15 protein-coding genes are annotated in these 13,830 nt (G+C 65.2%); all 15 read left to right on the forward strand.

The genetic code is table 11. The features are described from left to right. Window positions 1-114: 114 nt before the first annotated feature. Window positions 115-327 carry a DUF397 domain-containing protein gene (locus IU450_RS08770; RefSeq protein WP_195149237.1) on the forward strand — a complete coding sequence of 71 codons (213 nt, stop codon included), beginning with the start codon at window positions 115-117 and terminating at the stop codon, window positions 325-327. A gap of 231 nt (window positions 328-558) precedes the next feature. After that, the gene (locus tag IU450_RS08775; RefSeq protein ID WP_228834186.1) at window positions 559-1,098 is read left to right on the forward strand and encodes a DUF3558 domain-containing protein; all 540 of its coding nucleotides are present in this window, start codon (window positions 559-561) and stop codon (window positions 1,096-1,098) included. A 41-nt stretch (window positions 1,099-1,139) separates the two neighbouring features. Beyond that, complete coding sequence (locus IU450_RS08780) at window positions 1,140-1,619, forward strand: hypothetical protein (protein ID WP_228834187.1); 480 nt, start codon at window positions 1,140-1,142, stop codon at window positions 1,617-1,619. Beyond that, complete coding sequence (locus IU450_RS08785; protein WP_195149239.1) at window positions 1,616-2,779, forward strand: hypothetical protein; 1,164 nt, start codon at window positions 1,616-1,618, stop codon at window positions 2,777-2,779. The genes IU450_RS08780 and IU450_RS08785 overlap by 4 nt, the downstream gene beginning before the upstream one ends. A 97-nt stretch (window positions 2,780-2,876) precedes the next feature. Then, the gene (locus IU450_RS41280) at window positions 2,877-3,701 is read left to right on the forward strand and encodes an ESX secretion-associated protein EspG (RefSeq protein ID WP_228834188.1); all 825 of its coding nucleotides are present in this window, start codon (window positions 2,877-2,879) and stop codon (window positions 3,699-3,701) included. A gap of 106 nt (window positions 3,702-3,807) precedes the next feature. Next, a complete protein-coding gene (locus tag IU450_RS08795; RefSeq protein ID WP_195149240.1) occupies window positions 3,808-4,386 on the forward strand; it encodes a hypothetical protein in 579 nt (192 codons plus the stop codon). Next, window positions 4,386-4,700, forward strand: coding sequence for a hypothetical protein (locus IU450_RS08800; protein ID WP_195149241.1), 315 nt, complete (start codon window positions 4,386-4,388; stop codon window positions 4,698-4,700). The genes IU450_RS08795 and IU450_RS08800 overlap by 1 nt, the downstream gene beginning before the upstream one ends. Further along, window positions 4,700-5,545, forward strand: a complete 846-nt coding sequence (locus IU450_RS08805; protein WP_195149242.1) for a hypothetical protein — start codon at window positions 4,700-4,702, stop codon at window positions 5,543-5,545. Before IU450_RS08800 ends, IU450_RS08805 begins: the two co-directional genes overlap by 1 nt. Further along, window positions 5,530-6,129 carry a hypothetical protein gene (locus IU450_RS08810; RefSeq protein WP_195149243.1) on the forward strand — a complete coding sequence of 200 codons (600 nt, stop codon included), beginning with the start codon at window positions 5,530-5,532 and terminating at the stop codon, window positions 6,127-6,129. Before IU450_RS08805 ends, IU450_RS08810 begins: the two co-directional genes overlap by 16 nt. A 259-nt stretch (window positions 6,130-6,388) precedes the next feature. Then, on the forward strand, window positions 6,389-6,709 hold the full coding sequence (locus IU450_RS08815) for an IPT/TIG domain-containing protein (protein WP_195149244.1): 321 nt from the start codon (window positions 6,389-6,391) through the stop codon (window positions 6,707-6,709). A 761-nt stretch (window positions 6,710-7,470) separates the two neighbouring features. After that, window positions 7,471-8,541 carry an N-acetylmuramoyl-L-alanine amidase gene (locus tag IU450_RS08820; RefSeq protein ID WP_195149245.1) on the forward strand — a complete coding sequence of 357 codons (1,071 nt, stop codon included), beginning with the start codon at window positions 7,471-7,473 and terminating at the stop codon, window positions 8,539-8,541. Window positions 8,542-8,555: 14 nt separating this feature from the next. Then, window positions 8,556-8,777 carry a hypothetical protein gene (locus IU450_RS08825; RefSeq protein ID WP_195149246.1) on the forward strand — a complete coding sequence of 74 codons (222 nt, stop codon included), beginning with the start codon at window positions 8,556-8,558 and terminating at the stop codon, window positions 8,775-8,777. Next, complete coding sequence (locus IU450_RS08830) at window positions 8,774-9,211, forward strand: hypothetical protein (protein ID WP_195149247.1); 438 nt, start codon at window positions 8,774-8,776, stop codon at window positions 9,209-9,211. Before IU450_RS08825 ends, IU450_RS08830 begins: the two co-directional genes overlap by 4 nt. Beyond that, window positions 9,208-9,513, forward strand: a complete 306-nt coding sequence (locus IU450_RS08835; RefSeq protein ID WP_195149248.1) for a hypothetical protein — start codon at window positions 9,208-9,210, stop codon at window positions 9,511-9,513. The genes IU450_RS08830 and IU450_RS08835 overlap by 4 nt, the downstream gene beginning before the upstream one ends. A gap of 335 nt (window positions 9,514-9,848) precedes the next feature. After that, the gene (locus IU450_RS08840; protein ID WP_228834189.1) at window positions 9,849-13,781 is read left to right on the forward strand and encodes a beta strand repeat-containing protein; all 3,933 of its coding nucleotides are present in this window, start codon (window positions 9,849-9,851) and stop codon (window positions 13,779-13,781) included. Window positions 13,782-13,830 lie beyond the last annotated feature (49 nt).

Raw genomic sequence — 13,830 nt, forward strand, 5'->3', positions numbered from 1 at the left:
ATTCACGATCACCATGGCCGACGGGCGGAACGTGTGGGCCGGTATCCAGCGGTCGGCACTGAACCAGGAGCGAAGCCGAGCTCTCATCTCCAGGATCGCGAAGGAGTACGCCGAGTGAACACCCGCCTATCCGACGTCACCTGGTTCAAGAGCAGCTATAGCAGTGCTGAGAAAGACTGCGTCGAGGTCACCTTCCTGGGCGAAGGCTCAGTGGGTGTCCGCGACTCGAAAAACCCCGCCGGACCAGCTCTCGTGTTCACACCGACCCAGTGGGATTCGTTCACCAGCTGCATAGCCAGAGGTGACCTCCACACGGCGCGAGCCTGACAAGCCCCATCAGTGCCCCGGACCCCTTTCAGTGGCGGTACGGGGCACTCACCCGACGCACGACTCTGAGCGACTCCGCTTGCTCGTCGGGCCGCTTGCACAGGGGGAAACCCACCGGTAGCGTCGACATTCGCTGCGGGGGGCGGAGAAGCCGGTCCGGCCTCGATAAGCCACGGACAACGAACCGGTGCGCAAGGGGAGCCAATGACATCAGGGCGGAATTCACGGCGATTGGCCGTCCTCGCCGTCGGTGCCGCACTCGTTCTGACAGGCTGCGAATCCTCGGCCGAGGGTCCCGCGCCGACCGGAGCTGCCTCCACCAGTCCGAGCATCGCCCCTGACGTGCCCACCGGCTACGACCCATGCGCCGACATCCCACAAAGCGTGCTCGATTCAGAGAACCTGCGTTACAAGACCAACGAAGACCGCAACGCATCGGGGGGAATCAAGTGGCGTGGTTGTGGATGGGTCCAGCCCGACGGATACGCACCCGCCATCACCACGACGAACATCACCGTTGACATGGTGCGCGACAAGAAGTTCGCAGATACCCGCGAGTACACCATCAACGGTCGCCGTGCCATCTCGACACGGCAGGTCGAAGAGCACCCCGACGCGGTGTGCACGATCAACGTGGACATGAAGGGCGGAAGCCTCGAATTCTTCCTGAGCAATCCGCCATCGAATCGAAAGACCGGCCAACTCGACACGTGCGCGCTCGCGAAGAGCTTGGCCGAGAAGGTCGTGCCGACAATGCCTGTCACAGTTTGAAATACGCTGATCTGGTCGAACTCACCGGGAGGGAATAGTACATGGGTGACGACACTGCGCAGCCGCCTCGGCCTATGGCGAACATTGTGAACGCGGCGCGGGAGGGGCAGCTAGGAATGCGGATGTCCGCAGAGGACTTCATTTACATCGACCGAGACTGCGAGTACTTCAAAATCGCCATTCGATCGATCCAGAGGTCTATGGACATTGTGTCACGGCAGTCTCACTGGGGCTTGGGCGAGGGCAACGGGGACATGGTCTCGGCACAAACCTTGGTCGATAGATTCAAGAAGAAGGCTCGCGGAGCCGAAGACCTCAACAGCGTCCATCAGATCATGGAAGATCACTATCGCATCGTCGAGGACATCCAAGAAGTGCACCGGCTCGTCCGGGATCGCATCATGCAGGTGGACAGCGACTTTGCCGCAGACTTCAACAGACTGAACACCACCCTGCCCGAGCGCCCTCCCGTCGGGGTGCAATTCGCACCGCCCACGCTCCCGATCGGACCCAACAAATGAGCGGCTACGAGAACAAGCGTATTCCGAACGGTGGCGAACATGCCGACAGTTGGGCACACTCCCGGATCAACGACACATTCGAGCCGCTCGATCCCACCGACACGTTTACTCAAGCCGACGAGTATTGGCGAGCTCGCAACGAGTGGGAACGAGGCGTTGAAACCTTCGCGCGCTCCATCCAGACTTCCATAGCCCAAGCCTGGTCAGGTCCCGCCGCGGAACAAGCCAAGAACTCCATCGCCAAATACACCAGCGATGCGCAGAATCTGACGACCTCCCTGGAGGAGCTGTACTACCGAGTCCGCGACGCCGCTACCGCGATCGCCAATACGAGGAACGCCCTCCCCGACACCGTCGACTACTCCTGGGACGAGCGCGTTTTCCACCCGTCGCGCTGGCTCCTGTCGGACGATCGGTCCGAAGCCGAACAGGCCGCGCGGGTCGCGATGAAGGAACACTACGTGCAGCCGTTCAGCGAGATGGACGGCAAGATTCCGGTGCTGCCCACACCGGTCGGCCCGACGGCATCGGTGGACATTCCAGCACCCCCGCCGGGCGGATACCAGAGCGGCGACAGCGGCGGGCCCAGCGCGAACAACACCGGCACCAGTCCGACCGCCACGGATCCGGGCACCTCCGACGACACGAACAGCGAAGGCACGCCCGACGAGACGGCTACCGAGGAGCCGCAGTTCACCGACGAGTCGACGCAGGACCAGCAATCCTCCGACACGACGACGACCGATCCCTCGACCACACCCGCCGGTGTAGACCCCACGTCGGCGACCCCCGCCTCCACCACGGACCCGACCAAGACCACACCGGCCGGCACCCCGACTACGCACAGCCCGGGCACACCAGGTAGTCCCGGCTCTCCCGGCACACCGAACCAACCGCAACCTGGACGCAGCATCGCGGGCGCACCGGGTGCGCCGAGCACATCGATGAATCCGTCGGCTGCCGCCGCGGCGGCCGGCGCCGCGCGAGGTACGAGCGGTATGCCGGGCATGATGGCGCCCGGCGCTCGCGGCGGCGGGAAGGACGACGAATCCGAGCACAAGACGCCGGACTACCTGATCACTCAGGAGAACACCGACGAGTTGCTCGGTGAGGCGCCGAGGACGCTCCCCGACGGCGTCATCGACGGCACGCCAACCTGATCTGACGGACTGCTTCTCGACTCGGCGCCCGCCCGCACCGCCAACGGTGCGGGCGGGTGGACAGTGGCCGCTCCGACGCGGCCGGATTGGACCTCACATGGCTGAATGGACTTGGGACCCGGACGACTTCGCTGCCCTCTGGTACGGCGACGCACACGATCGCATCCCCGGCCCATTGCGCTACACGAGTCGTTTCGCCTTCCGCGACGACTTCGACTCCCATCGCGCCGCCGTGTGGCAGCGCTACTCCGCGGACGAACTGGACGAGATCAACGCGGCCTTCCACACCCTGGGCGCCTCCGACCTCCGCATCGAAATCCTCGGCGGCACGTGCAAGCACAAGAACAGCACCGGCCCCCACGACGTCCGCGAGTACCGCATCCTCGGCGCCCGCGACTCTTACCGCGCTGTCCTCCTCAGCCAAGCAGGCAACCAACACGAGCACGGTCCGATCCGCGTGCGCATGTTCCCCGCCGAACAGCTCCCGGCACGCCTCGTGAACGCGATCCCGCCCTGCGCACCCGGAACCGAGAGACCCGCCATGTTCCACCCCCGCGACCTGAGCCCGAGCCGCGAGACCTACTTCCAGGACAACGCCCGCAACACCCCCCCGCGAGCAGTACCAACGCCTCCTCGGCCGCCCCGTCGACGGCGGCGCCACCGCCGTCCTGCTCACCGCCCCCTTACACACCCGCACGAAGCCCACCAAAGTCCTCCAGTGGCACGACATCTCCGACGACGGCCGCTACACCGAACACCGCGCCGACCACATAACCGTCCGCCCCACCACCCCCACCGACCTGACGACCCACTTCTCGACCTGGATCGACCAAGCCCTCCAACGCATGGCAGCCGCCCGCCCGGAAATTTGGTAGCGAGCCCAGCGGAACCGAACCCGGTCACGCGACGTCCAACTCAGTAGGTAGGCGACTACCGCAAACCGACAGAAGATGACCGAGGAAGAGAGCCGCAGTGCCGAAGCCGGTGTTCCCACACAGCGGGTCGCTATCGAAAGACAAAGGACTTCAATGAGCGAGTTCACTCGTTTGATCGGCGTGGGACTGTTCACGATGGATCTCGATGAAGGTCGCCTTCCGATAGATGTCGATGTGAGCCGGAATATCCACGACCGCCTGGATCCACCGGACCTCTCCGCGGCGGCGATGACCGGCTATTACGTGGCGCTGTGGCGGCATGACGCGCCGGTCATCGCGTCTGGCAGATGGACCGAATTGACCGTGTCCCCGTCTCGCCGCACAGAACTGATCACGCTCCTCGACACCCGGTCGCTCGCCGAATTCGAGATGGTCGAACGATCATTGCGGCTGAGTGACGAATTCGTCGGGCGAGGACCGGTGACCGACTTCGGAGCGCCCTCGATCACGATGGTCGCGAGCATCTCTCGCATCGGCGGCATCGAGATCGACCCGCGGTGGGCGGCCACGGCCAGCCCGTCCTACATTGCGCACGACATCCTCGACTGCGCGAATCAGATCCGGCAGCAGCGCCCACGGTTCCACGAAGACGGGTCATGGGCCGACCGCACCGACGATGAGCTCGAACACGAACTCGCGGAATACAAGCGCTACCTGATGAGGAACTCGTAATGGTCGATTTCTCAGCGGATCTGAACCAGCTGGTGAAGGCTGCCCGAGCCTGGGATCACGCGTCGGACGCCCTCACCGTCGCCGCCACGCAGGCGCAGAGTATCCATTTCAGTCACCAGGACGTCGCCTGGGGGTTGTTCCGGGATACCTGGGACGCCCAGATGGCGGCCGCACGGTACATGTACGAAAGACTGGTCGAAGGCAGAGATGAAACCGATTCCATCGCCAAAGTTCTGGACCACGTCGCCAAGGTATATCAGGAGCAGGACCAGAACTTCGCGAACGTCCTGATCGAGCTCGAAGAGGATTACTGATGGGTGCCACGAAATCCCTGGACGAGATCAACACCGTACTCGACCAATTCTCGGACCAGATCGCGGAGATCAGGGACCAGCCCGCCAAGGTGGACGACGCGTTCCGGAAGGCGGCGATCGCCGCTGCCGAGGCCGAGGCAGCGACCTTCTTCGGACTGGCCGGTGCGGTGGCCGGTGCCGTCTACGGCGCGATAACCGAGGACGACTTCACCGGGTACATGCAGGACCACAAGGAAGAGATCAAGAAGAAGATCCAGGAACTCTTGGACAAACTGCAGGGCGCGGTCGACAGCTTGAAGGCACCCATCGCCTTCCTGCAGGCGAGCGAGGCATGGTCGCGGCTGGAGTCCCAGATCGGCGAGGCGCAGAACAACGAGGTGGCCAACGGGAACGTCACCGGCTACTGGGCAGGTTCGGCAGCCCTCAAGTACACGGCGGCCCGGACGCTTCAGGACACCGCTATGGACTCCGCGAAATCGATCTGCAACAAGGTTAGTGCTGCGCTCGCCCAGGTCTCGGATACGGCTTGGGATTTCTACTCCAAGATCGTCAAAGATGTTGCGGAGCTGCTCACCAAGCTGGGGTCGGCTCTGCTCAAGATCGCTACCTTCGTCGCCGCTCCGGTCGGAATCTCGGATGCAATTGATTGCCTCGGAAAGATGATCAATAGCGCCATAGACTACACCGATCAGCTCGCCGATGCTCTTCTCTCTCAAAGAAGAACCATCAACGATATCACTGTCGCCACATCGAATCCGAAAGCATTCCACACCGATAGTTGGCCGCGCAGCGCTTCCGACGACTTCAACACCAACTCTGCCAGCCCTGAATGGCAGGCGACATGAACCCGCGAAAGCTGCTGGCAATTTCGGCGCTGACTGTGCTGCTTTCAGGCTGCGATCTTCCGCCGCGCACTCATCCCGAAACACATAAGATAGCAATTAGTAATCACACCATCCAGGAGTTGTGCGACTCTACGAAACAGTTCTTCGCCAACCGAGCCGGAACCGAGAAACTGAAGGTCAGCCCCGGCACCGGTGGAAAAGCGCTGACCGATGAAATCGGCGGTGGCAACGGGTGCTTCTATGATAAGGACGACGGGTCCGCGGTGCCTTTCATAGGATCCGTATCGCTGTTTCGCATCATCGTAAGTGGTAACACTCTGTCCGAGCCCCCGCCAACGACCCCGTACTACCCGGCCAAGGTCCTCACCGCGGACGGCGTGGCCGTGAAAGTTGCCACCAGGCCACTGTACGAGGGGGAGGATCTCGCCAACACGCCGCTCGTAATCGACCTCACCGCCAACATCGACGGCTGGAAGGGCGAACTTCACTTCTACGGAACCGGTGATCGAACGACGCGAGATGACCAACTGATACAAGAAGGCGCGCAAACACTGGTGAACATGATCCGCACGTTGAAGGGCTGATCGCTCCCGCTCGGCACGCCGGTGCACTTGTTCGATCGGCACCCCCTCCAACACGATTCGGCACCGCTGCGCCAATGCCTGCGATTCGGCGACGCGCGCCGGTTCACCTGTACAGCTTCCGGGTAGGTGCGATCGGAGGCCATGGAGGCCCCCACCGCATCACCACCACCACACCGAAGAATTTCCTACGCGCACGGATCGCGAAACGGACGAAACCGGAGTCGGGACTCGTTGCCGCGGTGGCGATGACGGGGACCTAATGGAAAGTGCCGGGCCACAGAGTGAGTCGGGGCACCTCCCGGTGCAGAGGAAGAATCTCCACAGAACCAGGAGGCATCGCCCCACAATCACTTCCATCTCCCCGACCTCGGGCCCCACTACGGGAGGCAACAGCGTCACGATCTCCGGCGCCGGGTTCACCGGTCCGCTGACCGTGCGGTTCGGCAGCACCGCGACGACCTTCACCATCGACTCCGCGACGCAGATCACGGCTGTCGCGCCGGGCGGGTCCGGAGCCATGCAGGTAACTGTCACCGGCTCGGGCGGTACCAGTAACGGCCTCACCTACACCTACGTCTGATCGAGGCAGTTCGCGGGCCGTCGCCGGAATTCCGGCGACGGCCCAGTCGTCTGCGCACCCTCGTCTGCGTACCCTCGGCTGCTCGGCTGCTCGGCTGCTCGGCTGCTCGGCTGCTCGGCTGAGCTCGTAAGCCGCTGCCCAGCCGACGGACTCGCAGTGCAGTGACGGGCACTGTGCACGAGCGGGTTCCGTTCCTCAGCGCCCTCGGCCGAAGTCACCGCGACGGGCTCCGGTCGGCGACGCCCCCGAGAACTGCGCTGCAACAAGGCCGGACGATGCGCTCGCGCCGGAGCACCCCCCACTGGTCAATTCGTGGCAACAATCTGGAAAACGGACAAAAACGGATCACCCGACGCGTTGCCGAGGGGCTGATCCTGGGGGATAACGGAGTTAACCGGGCTACCACCAACTTCGGGAATCCCCGGTAATGAGGAACCAGCAAACAGAGAGGCAGCGACATGCCTACTTTCCTCTCCCCGTCCTCGGGACACATCTGGTGGGCTCCTCGCGTCACGGTGACCGCCGTTCCGGCGGGTGACACCGCTCCGGTACGCGCGGCAGCGCGACACCACGAACCCTCCTCCTTCGCACACGGGTTCAACTAGACCCGGGGTTCGTCCCCGAATCCGACGTCACGACGCGCTTCCACTCGCGGGGCCGACTTCCTACCAGGTGCAGTCCGGCTTCCCGCCTTCCCAGTCCGACCCATTCGCGGCGACCGATACTCGCCGCACCCGATCCGATTCATCGGGAGGCACGAAATGATGCCACCGGAGTACACCGAACTCGATCACACAGGCGCCTCGGGGTCCTCGCGCCACGGCGCGCGGATCACCAACTTCCTGCTGCACACCCAGGAAGGAGACGGCACGGCCGAGAGCCTGGCCGCCTATCTCAACGATCCGGGTCACGGAGTCAGCTACCACTACACCGTGCGCGATGGCATCGTGTGCGATGTCGTCGACACCGACCTCGCGAGTTGGTCGGTACTGGACGCGAATCCGTACACGATCAATCTGTGCTTCGCCGGAAGCCGCGCCGGATGGGGGCCGGACGACTGGGCACAGGTCGACGGAGACATCCGGATCGCCGCATGGCTGGCCGTACAGGACGCGACGAAGTACGGCTTCGCCGCCGATGTCATCGCGCCGCCCTATCAGCAGCGCGAGGGCCTGAGCGACCACCATTACGTAACCGAATGCCTCGGCATCGGCACGCACACCGACGTGGGCTTCAACTTCCCGTGGGCCCGGTTCATGGGTTACGTCCGCGAATACGCCTCCGGCACGTCTACCGCATCGCCGCCGAGCGCGATCGAGGATACCTACGCCCTGAATCCCTGGCTCGGCGAACGAATCACCGGCGGCGAATCCGTGACCCCCGACAAAGTGGGCCGATACGCCCAATTCGCGCACGGCTATATCTACTGGCATCCCACGACCGGCGCACACCCGATCCCCCACACGTTGTGGTCGAAGTTCGGCGAGTTGGGCTGGGAAGCGGGCCCGCTCGGCTATCCCGTCACCGACTGCACCGTGCTCACCGATCCCGGCGGCCTGGAGTGGGGGGAGGTCCAGGGCTTCCAGGGCGGCGCCCTGTACCGCCGTGACGGCACGAAGACCTACTGGATGCACGGTGCGATCCGCGACCGCTGGAACCGCAGCGGCTCCGAGAACGGCCGCCTCGGCTGGCCGATCTCCGACGAGATCCCCTGGGACACCGGTACCTACCAGAACTTCGAGAACGGTCTCGTCTATTGGACACCGCGCCAGACCTTGGCCACGGTGACCGCCGACGGCATCGATGAGCCCCTGCACGATCCGCACAACTGAGAAAGGGAAAACCGATGAACAAAGTAATCACCATCCTGCGCAGTGAGCCCGTCCGGGCCTTGTTGTACCCGCTCCTGGTAGCGCTGATCGGGTACGGCGTCACCAAAGGCATCGTCTCGTCCGACCTGTCCGGATTCGTCCTGGCCGTCGTCGCGGCGGCGCTGGGCCTGCCCGCGGTCGAGTCGGCGCGCCACCGGGTGAGCCCCGCGCCACCCGACAGCGGTGAACCAGCATGAAAGCCCCGAAAGAGAAGACGCGCCACGACCCCTTCGAAGTGGTGCTGTGCGCCGTCTTCGGCGTCTCGATGCTGTTGCAGTGGATCTACGGCCCGCCGACGGGTTCGGCGACCGCGGCCATGCCATCGGGATTCCGCGCGTTGTGGCTGGCCCTCATGCTGATCGGTTGTGCCGCGACGCTGGTCGGCCTGTTCGCCCGGCGCGTCTGGGGTTATCTGGTCGAGCAGGTCGGCTTGGGGGCGCTCGGCTGGTCGCTGGTGGCCTTCGGTGCGCAACTGCTGCTGTTGCAGATCCAGCACCGAACCCTTGGTCCAGCCACTGTTCTGGGAGGTCCGCTCCCCATCGCGTTGGGTGTCGCGTTCCTGTGGAAGCGCCGACAGGTGCTGCAGGACGTCCGGACGCTGCACGCGGTGAAGGCTCGGGAGGCGTCATGAACGTGATCCAGCAGTCGCCGATCTTCGCGGCGCTTGTGCTCATCGCCAGCTCGTCGGTCCTCTCGGCGGCAGTGACGGCGTGGTTCAAGCGCGGCGACGTCGACGCCACCATGACGAAGACGAAGGCCGACGCCGCGAAAGTACTGAGTGACCTCGCCATTTCACAGACGCAGCAGATGTCCGAGCAGATGGGCGAGTTCCGTATGGCGCTGCGGGTGCACCGGGAATGGGATCGGAAGATGGTGACCCGGGCACGGCAGGCGGGCATCGAATTCGACGACCCACCCGAACTGTTCCTGTGACGCGGGTAGACCCCTCGATGACGGGACGCTGACGGACGTTCCGGTTGGTCGCCAATCGTTCGCCGGCACCACAGGTCTCGGCGGGCTGCCCGCTCAGCGGGTCCCCGAAGGCGACGGCGTGCCGCCGCCGAAAACACCGCTGCCGCAACGCCTGCCAGGACGTTCGTGCCGCAACCCGCCACACCGTTGCCAAATCGAAAACGGACCAAAACGGATCGCGAGACACGTTGCCAGGCACCGATTCAAGGGAGTTAATGGAGATAGCCGGGCTGCTGAACAGCGGCGGGCGCCCCCCGGTGCAGAGGAATCATCACCACGGCGACAAGGAGGCAGTCATGCCTACCATCACTTCCCTCTCCCCGACCTCAGGACCGACCACGGGGGGAACCAGCGTCACGATCACCGGTACCGGCTTCGGCGGTCCCACGACGGTGCGGTTCGGCAGTACCGCGACCACTTTCACTCTCGACTCCCCCACCCAGATCACGGCCATCGCCCCGGCCGGTTCGGTGGGTACGGTGCAGGTCACCGTCACCAACGCGGGCGGAACCAGCAACGGCCTGCCCTACACCTATGTTCCGGTGCCCGCGCTGAACAGCATCAACCCCAACCAGGGCTCCACCGGTGGCGGGACGACGGTCACCCTCACCGGCTCGGGCTTCACCGGCGCCACCGCGGTCAATTTCGGCAGCACACCGGCGACTTCGTTCACCGTCAACTCCGACACCCAGATCACGGCTGTCACTCCTGCCGGAACAGGGATCGTGCCGGTCACGGTCACCGGCCCGGGTGGTACCAGCGGTGCGGTGCCGTTCATCTACGTAGTCGTACCTACGATCACCGCCATTTCGCCCACCGCCGGTCCGGCTTCGGGCGGTAACACCGTCACCATCACCGGCACCGGGTTCACCGGTCCGCTGACCGTCCGGTTCGGCAACACCGCAACCATTTTCACGGTCAACTCCCCCACGCAGATCACCGCCATCGCGCCTCCGGGAACCGGCAGCGTGCAGGTCACGGTCACCGGCTCGGGTGGAACCAGCAACGGCGTCACCTACACCTATGCCGGTGTCCCCGCGCTGACCGCCATCGCGCCCAATACCGGCCCGACCACCGGCGGGACGACAGTCGTCATCACCGGAACGGGCCTGTCGACCGCCACCGCGGTCAACTTCGGTGCCACACCGGCAACCTCGTTCATCGTCAATTCCGACACGCAGATCACGGCTGTCACTCCTGCCGGAACGGGGACCGTGCAAGTCACCGTCACCACCCCTGGCGGAACCAGCAACGGAGTCGCCTTCACCTATGTGGCGGTGCCGGCTCTGACGACGCTGGTGCCGAACGCCGGTCCGGTCACCGGCGGGACGACGGTCGTCATCACGGGAACGAATCTGACGGGAGCGACTGCCGTCAACTTCGGCGCCACACCGGCGAGCTCGTTCACGGTCAACTCGGCCACTCAGATCACGGCGGTCGCGCCGGCCGGGACCGGGACCGTTCAGGTCACCGTCACCACCCCGGGCGGAACCAGCAATGGCCTCCCGTTCACCTATATTCCGGTGCCCGCCATCACCGCGGTGGTGCCGAACGCCGGTCCGGTCACCGGCGGCACAACGGTCGTCATCACCGGAACCGGACTCACCGGAGCGACCGCGGTCAACTTCGGCGCCACACCGGCAGCCTCGTTCACCGTCAACTCCGACACCCAGATCACCGCCACCGCTCCCGCGGGGACCGGGACCGTTCAGGTCACCGTCACCACCGCGGGCGGAACCAGCAACGGCGTCGCCTACACCTACGTCGCGGTACCCGCCATCACCACGGTGGTGCCGAGCGTAGGACCGGTCACCGGCGGCACAACGGTCGTCATCACCGGAACCGGACTCACCGGAGCGACCGCGGTCAACTTCGGCGCCACACCGGCGACCTCGTTCACCGTCAACTCCGACACCCAGATCACCGCCACCGCTCCCGCGGGGACCGGGACCGTTCAGGTCACCGTCACCACCGCGGGCGGAACCAGCAACGGCGTCGCCTACACCTACGTCGCGGTGCCCACTGTCACCGCGGTGGTACCGAACGCAGGCGTGGAAGCAGGCGGAACGACGGTCGTCGTCACCGGCACCGGACTGACCGGAGCGACCGCGGTGAACTTCGGTGCCACACCGGCGACCTCGTTCACCGTCAACTCCGACACCCAGATCACCGCCGTCGCCCCGGCGGGAACCGGAACCGTGCAGCTCACCGTCACCACCCCGGGCGGAACCAGCAGCGGCGTCGCCTACACCTACATTCCGGTGCCCGCCGTGACCGCGGTGGTGCCGAATGTGGGCCCGGCGACCGGCGGTACGACGGTGATCATCACCGGAACCGGACTGACCGGAGCGACCGCGGTGAACTTCGGTGCCACACCGGCGACCTCGTTCACGGTCGACTCCGCCACCCAGATCACGGCCATCGTTCCCGCGGGGACCGGTACCGTGCAGCTCACCGTCACCACCCCGGGCGGAACCAGTAGCGGCGTCGCCTACACCTACATCGCGGTTCCCACCCTGGCCGCGCTGGTGCCGAACGTGGGGACGGAATCGGGCGGGACGACCGTTGTCCTCACCGGCACGGGACTGACCGGCGCCACAGCGGTGAACTTCGGTGCCACACCGGCGACCTCGTTCACCGTCGACTCCGCCACCCAGATCACCGCCGTCGCCCCGGCGGGAACCGGAACGGTGCTGGTCACGGCGACCACGGCCGGCGGAACCAGTAACGGTCTCGCCTACACCTACGTTCCGGTACCCACGCTCATCACGGACGTTCCGAATGTGGGCCCGGTAGCGGGAGGGACGATCGTCGTCCTCACCGGGACCGGTCTGTCCACTACCTCCGCGGTGAACTTCGGTGCCACACCGGCGACCTCGTTCATCGTCGGTTCCGACACGCAGGTCACGGCCGTCGCCCCGGCGGGGACCGGGACCGTGCAGGTGACGGCGACCACCGCGGGCGGCACCAGTAACGGCGTGGCCTACACCTACGTCGCGCTTCCCACCCTCACGACCCCGGTTCCGAATCTGGGTTCGGTCTCCGGCGGCACGACAGTCGTCCTCACCGGAACAAACCTGAGCGGTACCACAGCGGTGAACTTCGGCGCCACACCGGCGACCTCGTTCACCGTGGACTCACCCACTCAGATCACCGCCGTCGCCCCGGCGGGAACCGGAATCGTGCAGATCACCGCTACCAGCCCGGGCGGGACCAGCAACGGCGTCCTCTACACCTACGTCGCGGTCCCCACCCTCGCCACAGCGGTTCCGAACGTGGGCTCGGAATTGGGCGGAACAACGGTTGTCCTCACCGGCACGGGATTGACCGGCGTCACGGCGGTCGACTTCGGTGCAACACCGGCGACCTCGTTCACGGTCGACTCCGCCACCCAGATCACCGCCGTCGCCCCGGCGGGAACCGGGACCGTTCAGGTCACCGCCACGACTGCGGGCGGAACCAGCAACGGTGTCGCCTACACCTACATCGCGGTTCCCACCCTGGCCGTAGCGGTTCCGAGCGTGGGTCCGGCCTCGGGCGGAACGACGGTCGTGCTCACCGGAACGGACCTGACCGGAACGACAGCGGTGAACTTCGGCGCCACACCAGCGGCCTCGTTCACCGTCGACTCGGCTACCCAGGTAACCGCCGTGGCACCCGCGGGCACCGGAGTCGTGCAGGTCACCGCCACCACCTCCGGCGGAACCAGCAACGGCGTCGCCTACACCTATCTCGCGGCGCCCAGCTTGACCGCCTTGCTTCCGAACGTGGGCCTGGAAGCGGGCGGAACGATCGTCATCCTCACCGGGACGGACCTGAACGGTACGACCGCGGTGAACTTCGGCGCCACGCCGGCGGCGTCGTTCACGATCAACTCACCGACTCAGATCACCGCCGTAGCGCCCGCCGGGACCGGTACGGTGCAAGTCACCGCCACCACCTCCGGCGGAACCAGCAACGGCCTCGCCTACACGTACATCGCGGTACCCACACTGGCGGTTGTACTTCCGAATGTAGGACCGGCAGCCGGCGGAACGACAGTGGTCCTCACCGGGACCGACCTGACAGGCACCACCGCCGTCGACTTCGGCGGCACACCGGCAACCTCGTTCACCGTCGACTCCGCAACACAGATCACCGCCGTCACTCCCGCCGGAACGGGAACAGTGCAAATCACCGCAACCACTTCCGGAGGAACCAGTAATGGTCTCCCATTCATCTACATCTGACGGCTGATGCGGCTGGGCCGTCGGCAGGCTTTTGCCGGCGGCCCAGTTT

The organism is Nocardia abscessus, from assembly GCF_015477775.1.
Classification (GTDB): Bacteria; Actinomycetota; Actinomycetes; order Mycobacteriales; family Mycobacteriaceae; genus Nocardia; species Nocardia abscessus_A.

What these genes read in the sequence shown, in the direction of transcription:
- IU450_RS08820 (WP_195149245.1), top strand. Translation starts at nt 7,471, where the DNA reads ATGATGCCACCGGAGTACACCGAACTCGATCACACAGGCGCCTCGGGG.
- IU450_RS08785 (WP_195149239.1), top strand. Translation starts at nt 1,616, where the DNA reads ATGAGCGGCTACGAGAACAAGCGTATTCCGAACGGTGGCGAACATGCC.
- IU450_RS08780 (WP_228834187.1), top strand. Translation starts at nt 1,140, where the DNA reads ATGGGTGACGACACTGCGCAGCCGCCTCGGCCTATGGCGAACATTGTG.
- IU450_RS08815 (WP_195149244.1), top strand. Translation starts at nt 6,389, where the DNA reads ATGGAAAGTGCCGGGCCACAGAGTGAGTCGGGGCACCTCCCGGTGCAG.
- IU450_RS08825 (WP_195149246.1), top strand. Translation starts at nt 8,556, where the DNA reads ATGAACAAAGTAATCACCATCCTGCGCAGTGAGCCCGTCCGGGCCTTG.
- IU450_RS08830 (WP_195149247.1), top strand. Translation starts at nt 8,774, where the DNA reads ATGAAAGCCCCGAAAGAGAAGACGCGCCACGACCCCTTCGAAGTGGTG.
- IU450_RS08810 (WP_195149243.1), top strand. Translation starts at nt 5,530, where the DNA reads ATGGCAGGCGACATGAACCCGCGAAAGCTGCTGGCAATTTCGGCGCTG.
- IU450_RS08805 (WP_195149242.1), top strand. Translation starts at nt 4,700, where the DNA reads ATGGGTGCCACGAAATCCCTGGACGAGATCAACACCGTACTCGACCAA.
- IU450_RS41280 (WP_228834188.1), top strand. Translation starts at nt 2,877, where the DNA reads ATGGCTGAATGGACTTGGGACCCGGACGACTTCGCTGCCCTCTGGTAC.
- IU450_RS08835 (WP_195149248.1), top strand. Translation starts at nt 9,208, where the DNA reads ATGAACGTGATCCAGCAGTCGCCGATCTTCGCGGCGCTTGTGCTCATC.
- IU450_RS08800 (WP_195149241.1), top strand. Translation starts at nt 4,386, where the DNA reads ATGGTCGATTTCTCAGCGGATCTGAACCAGCTGGTGAAGGCTGCCCGA.
- IU450_RS08795 (WP_195149240.1), top strand. Translation starts at nt 3,808, where the DNA reads ATGAGCGAGTTCACTCGTTTGATCGGCGTGGGACTGTTCACGATGGAT.
- IU450_RS08840 (WP_228834189.1), top strand. Translation starts at nt 9,849, where the DNA reads ATGCCTACCATCACTTCCCTCTCCCCGACCTCAGGACCGACCACGGGG.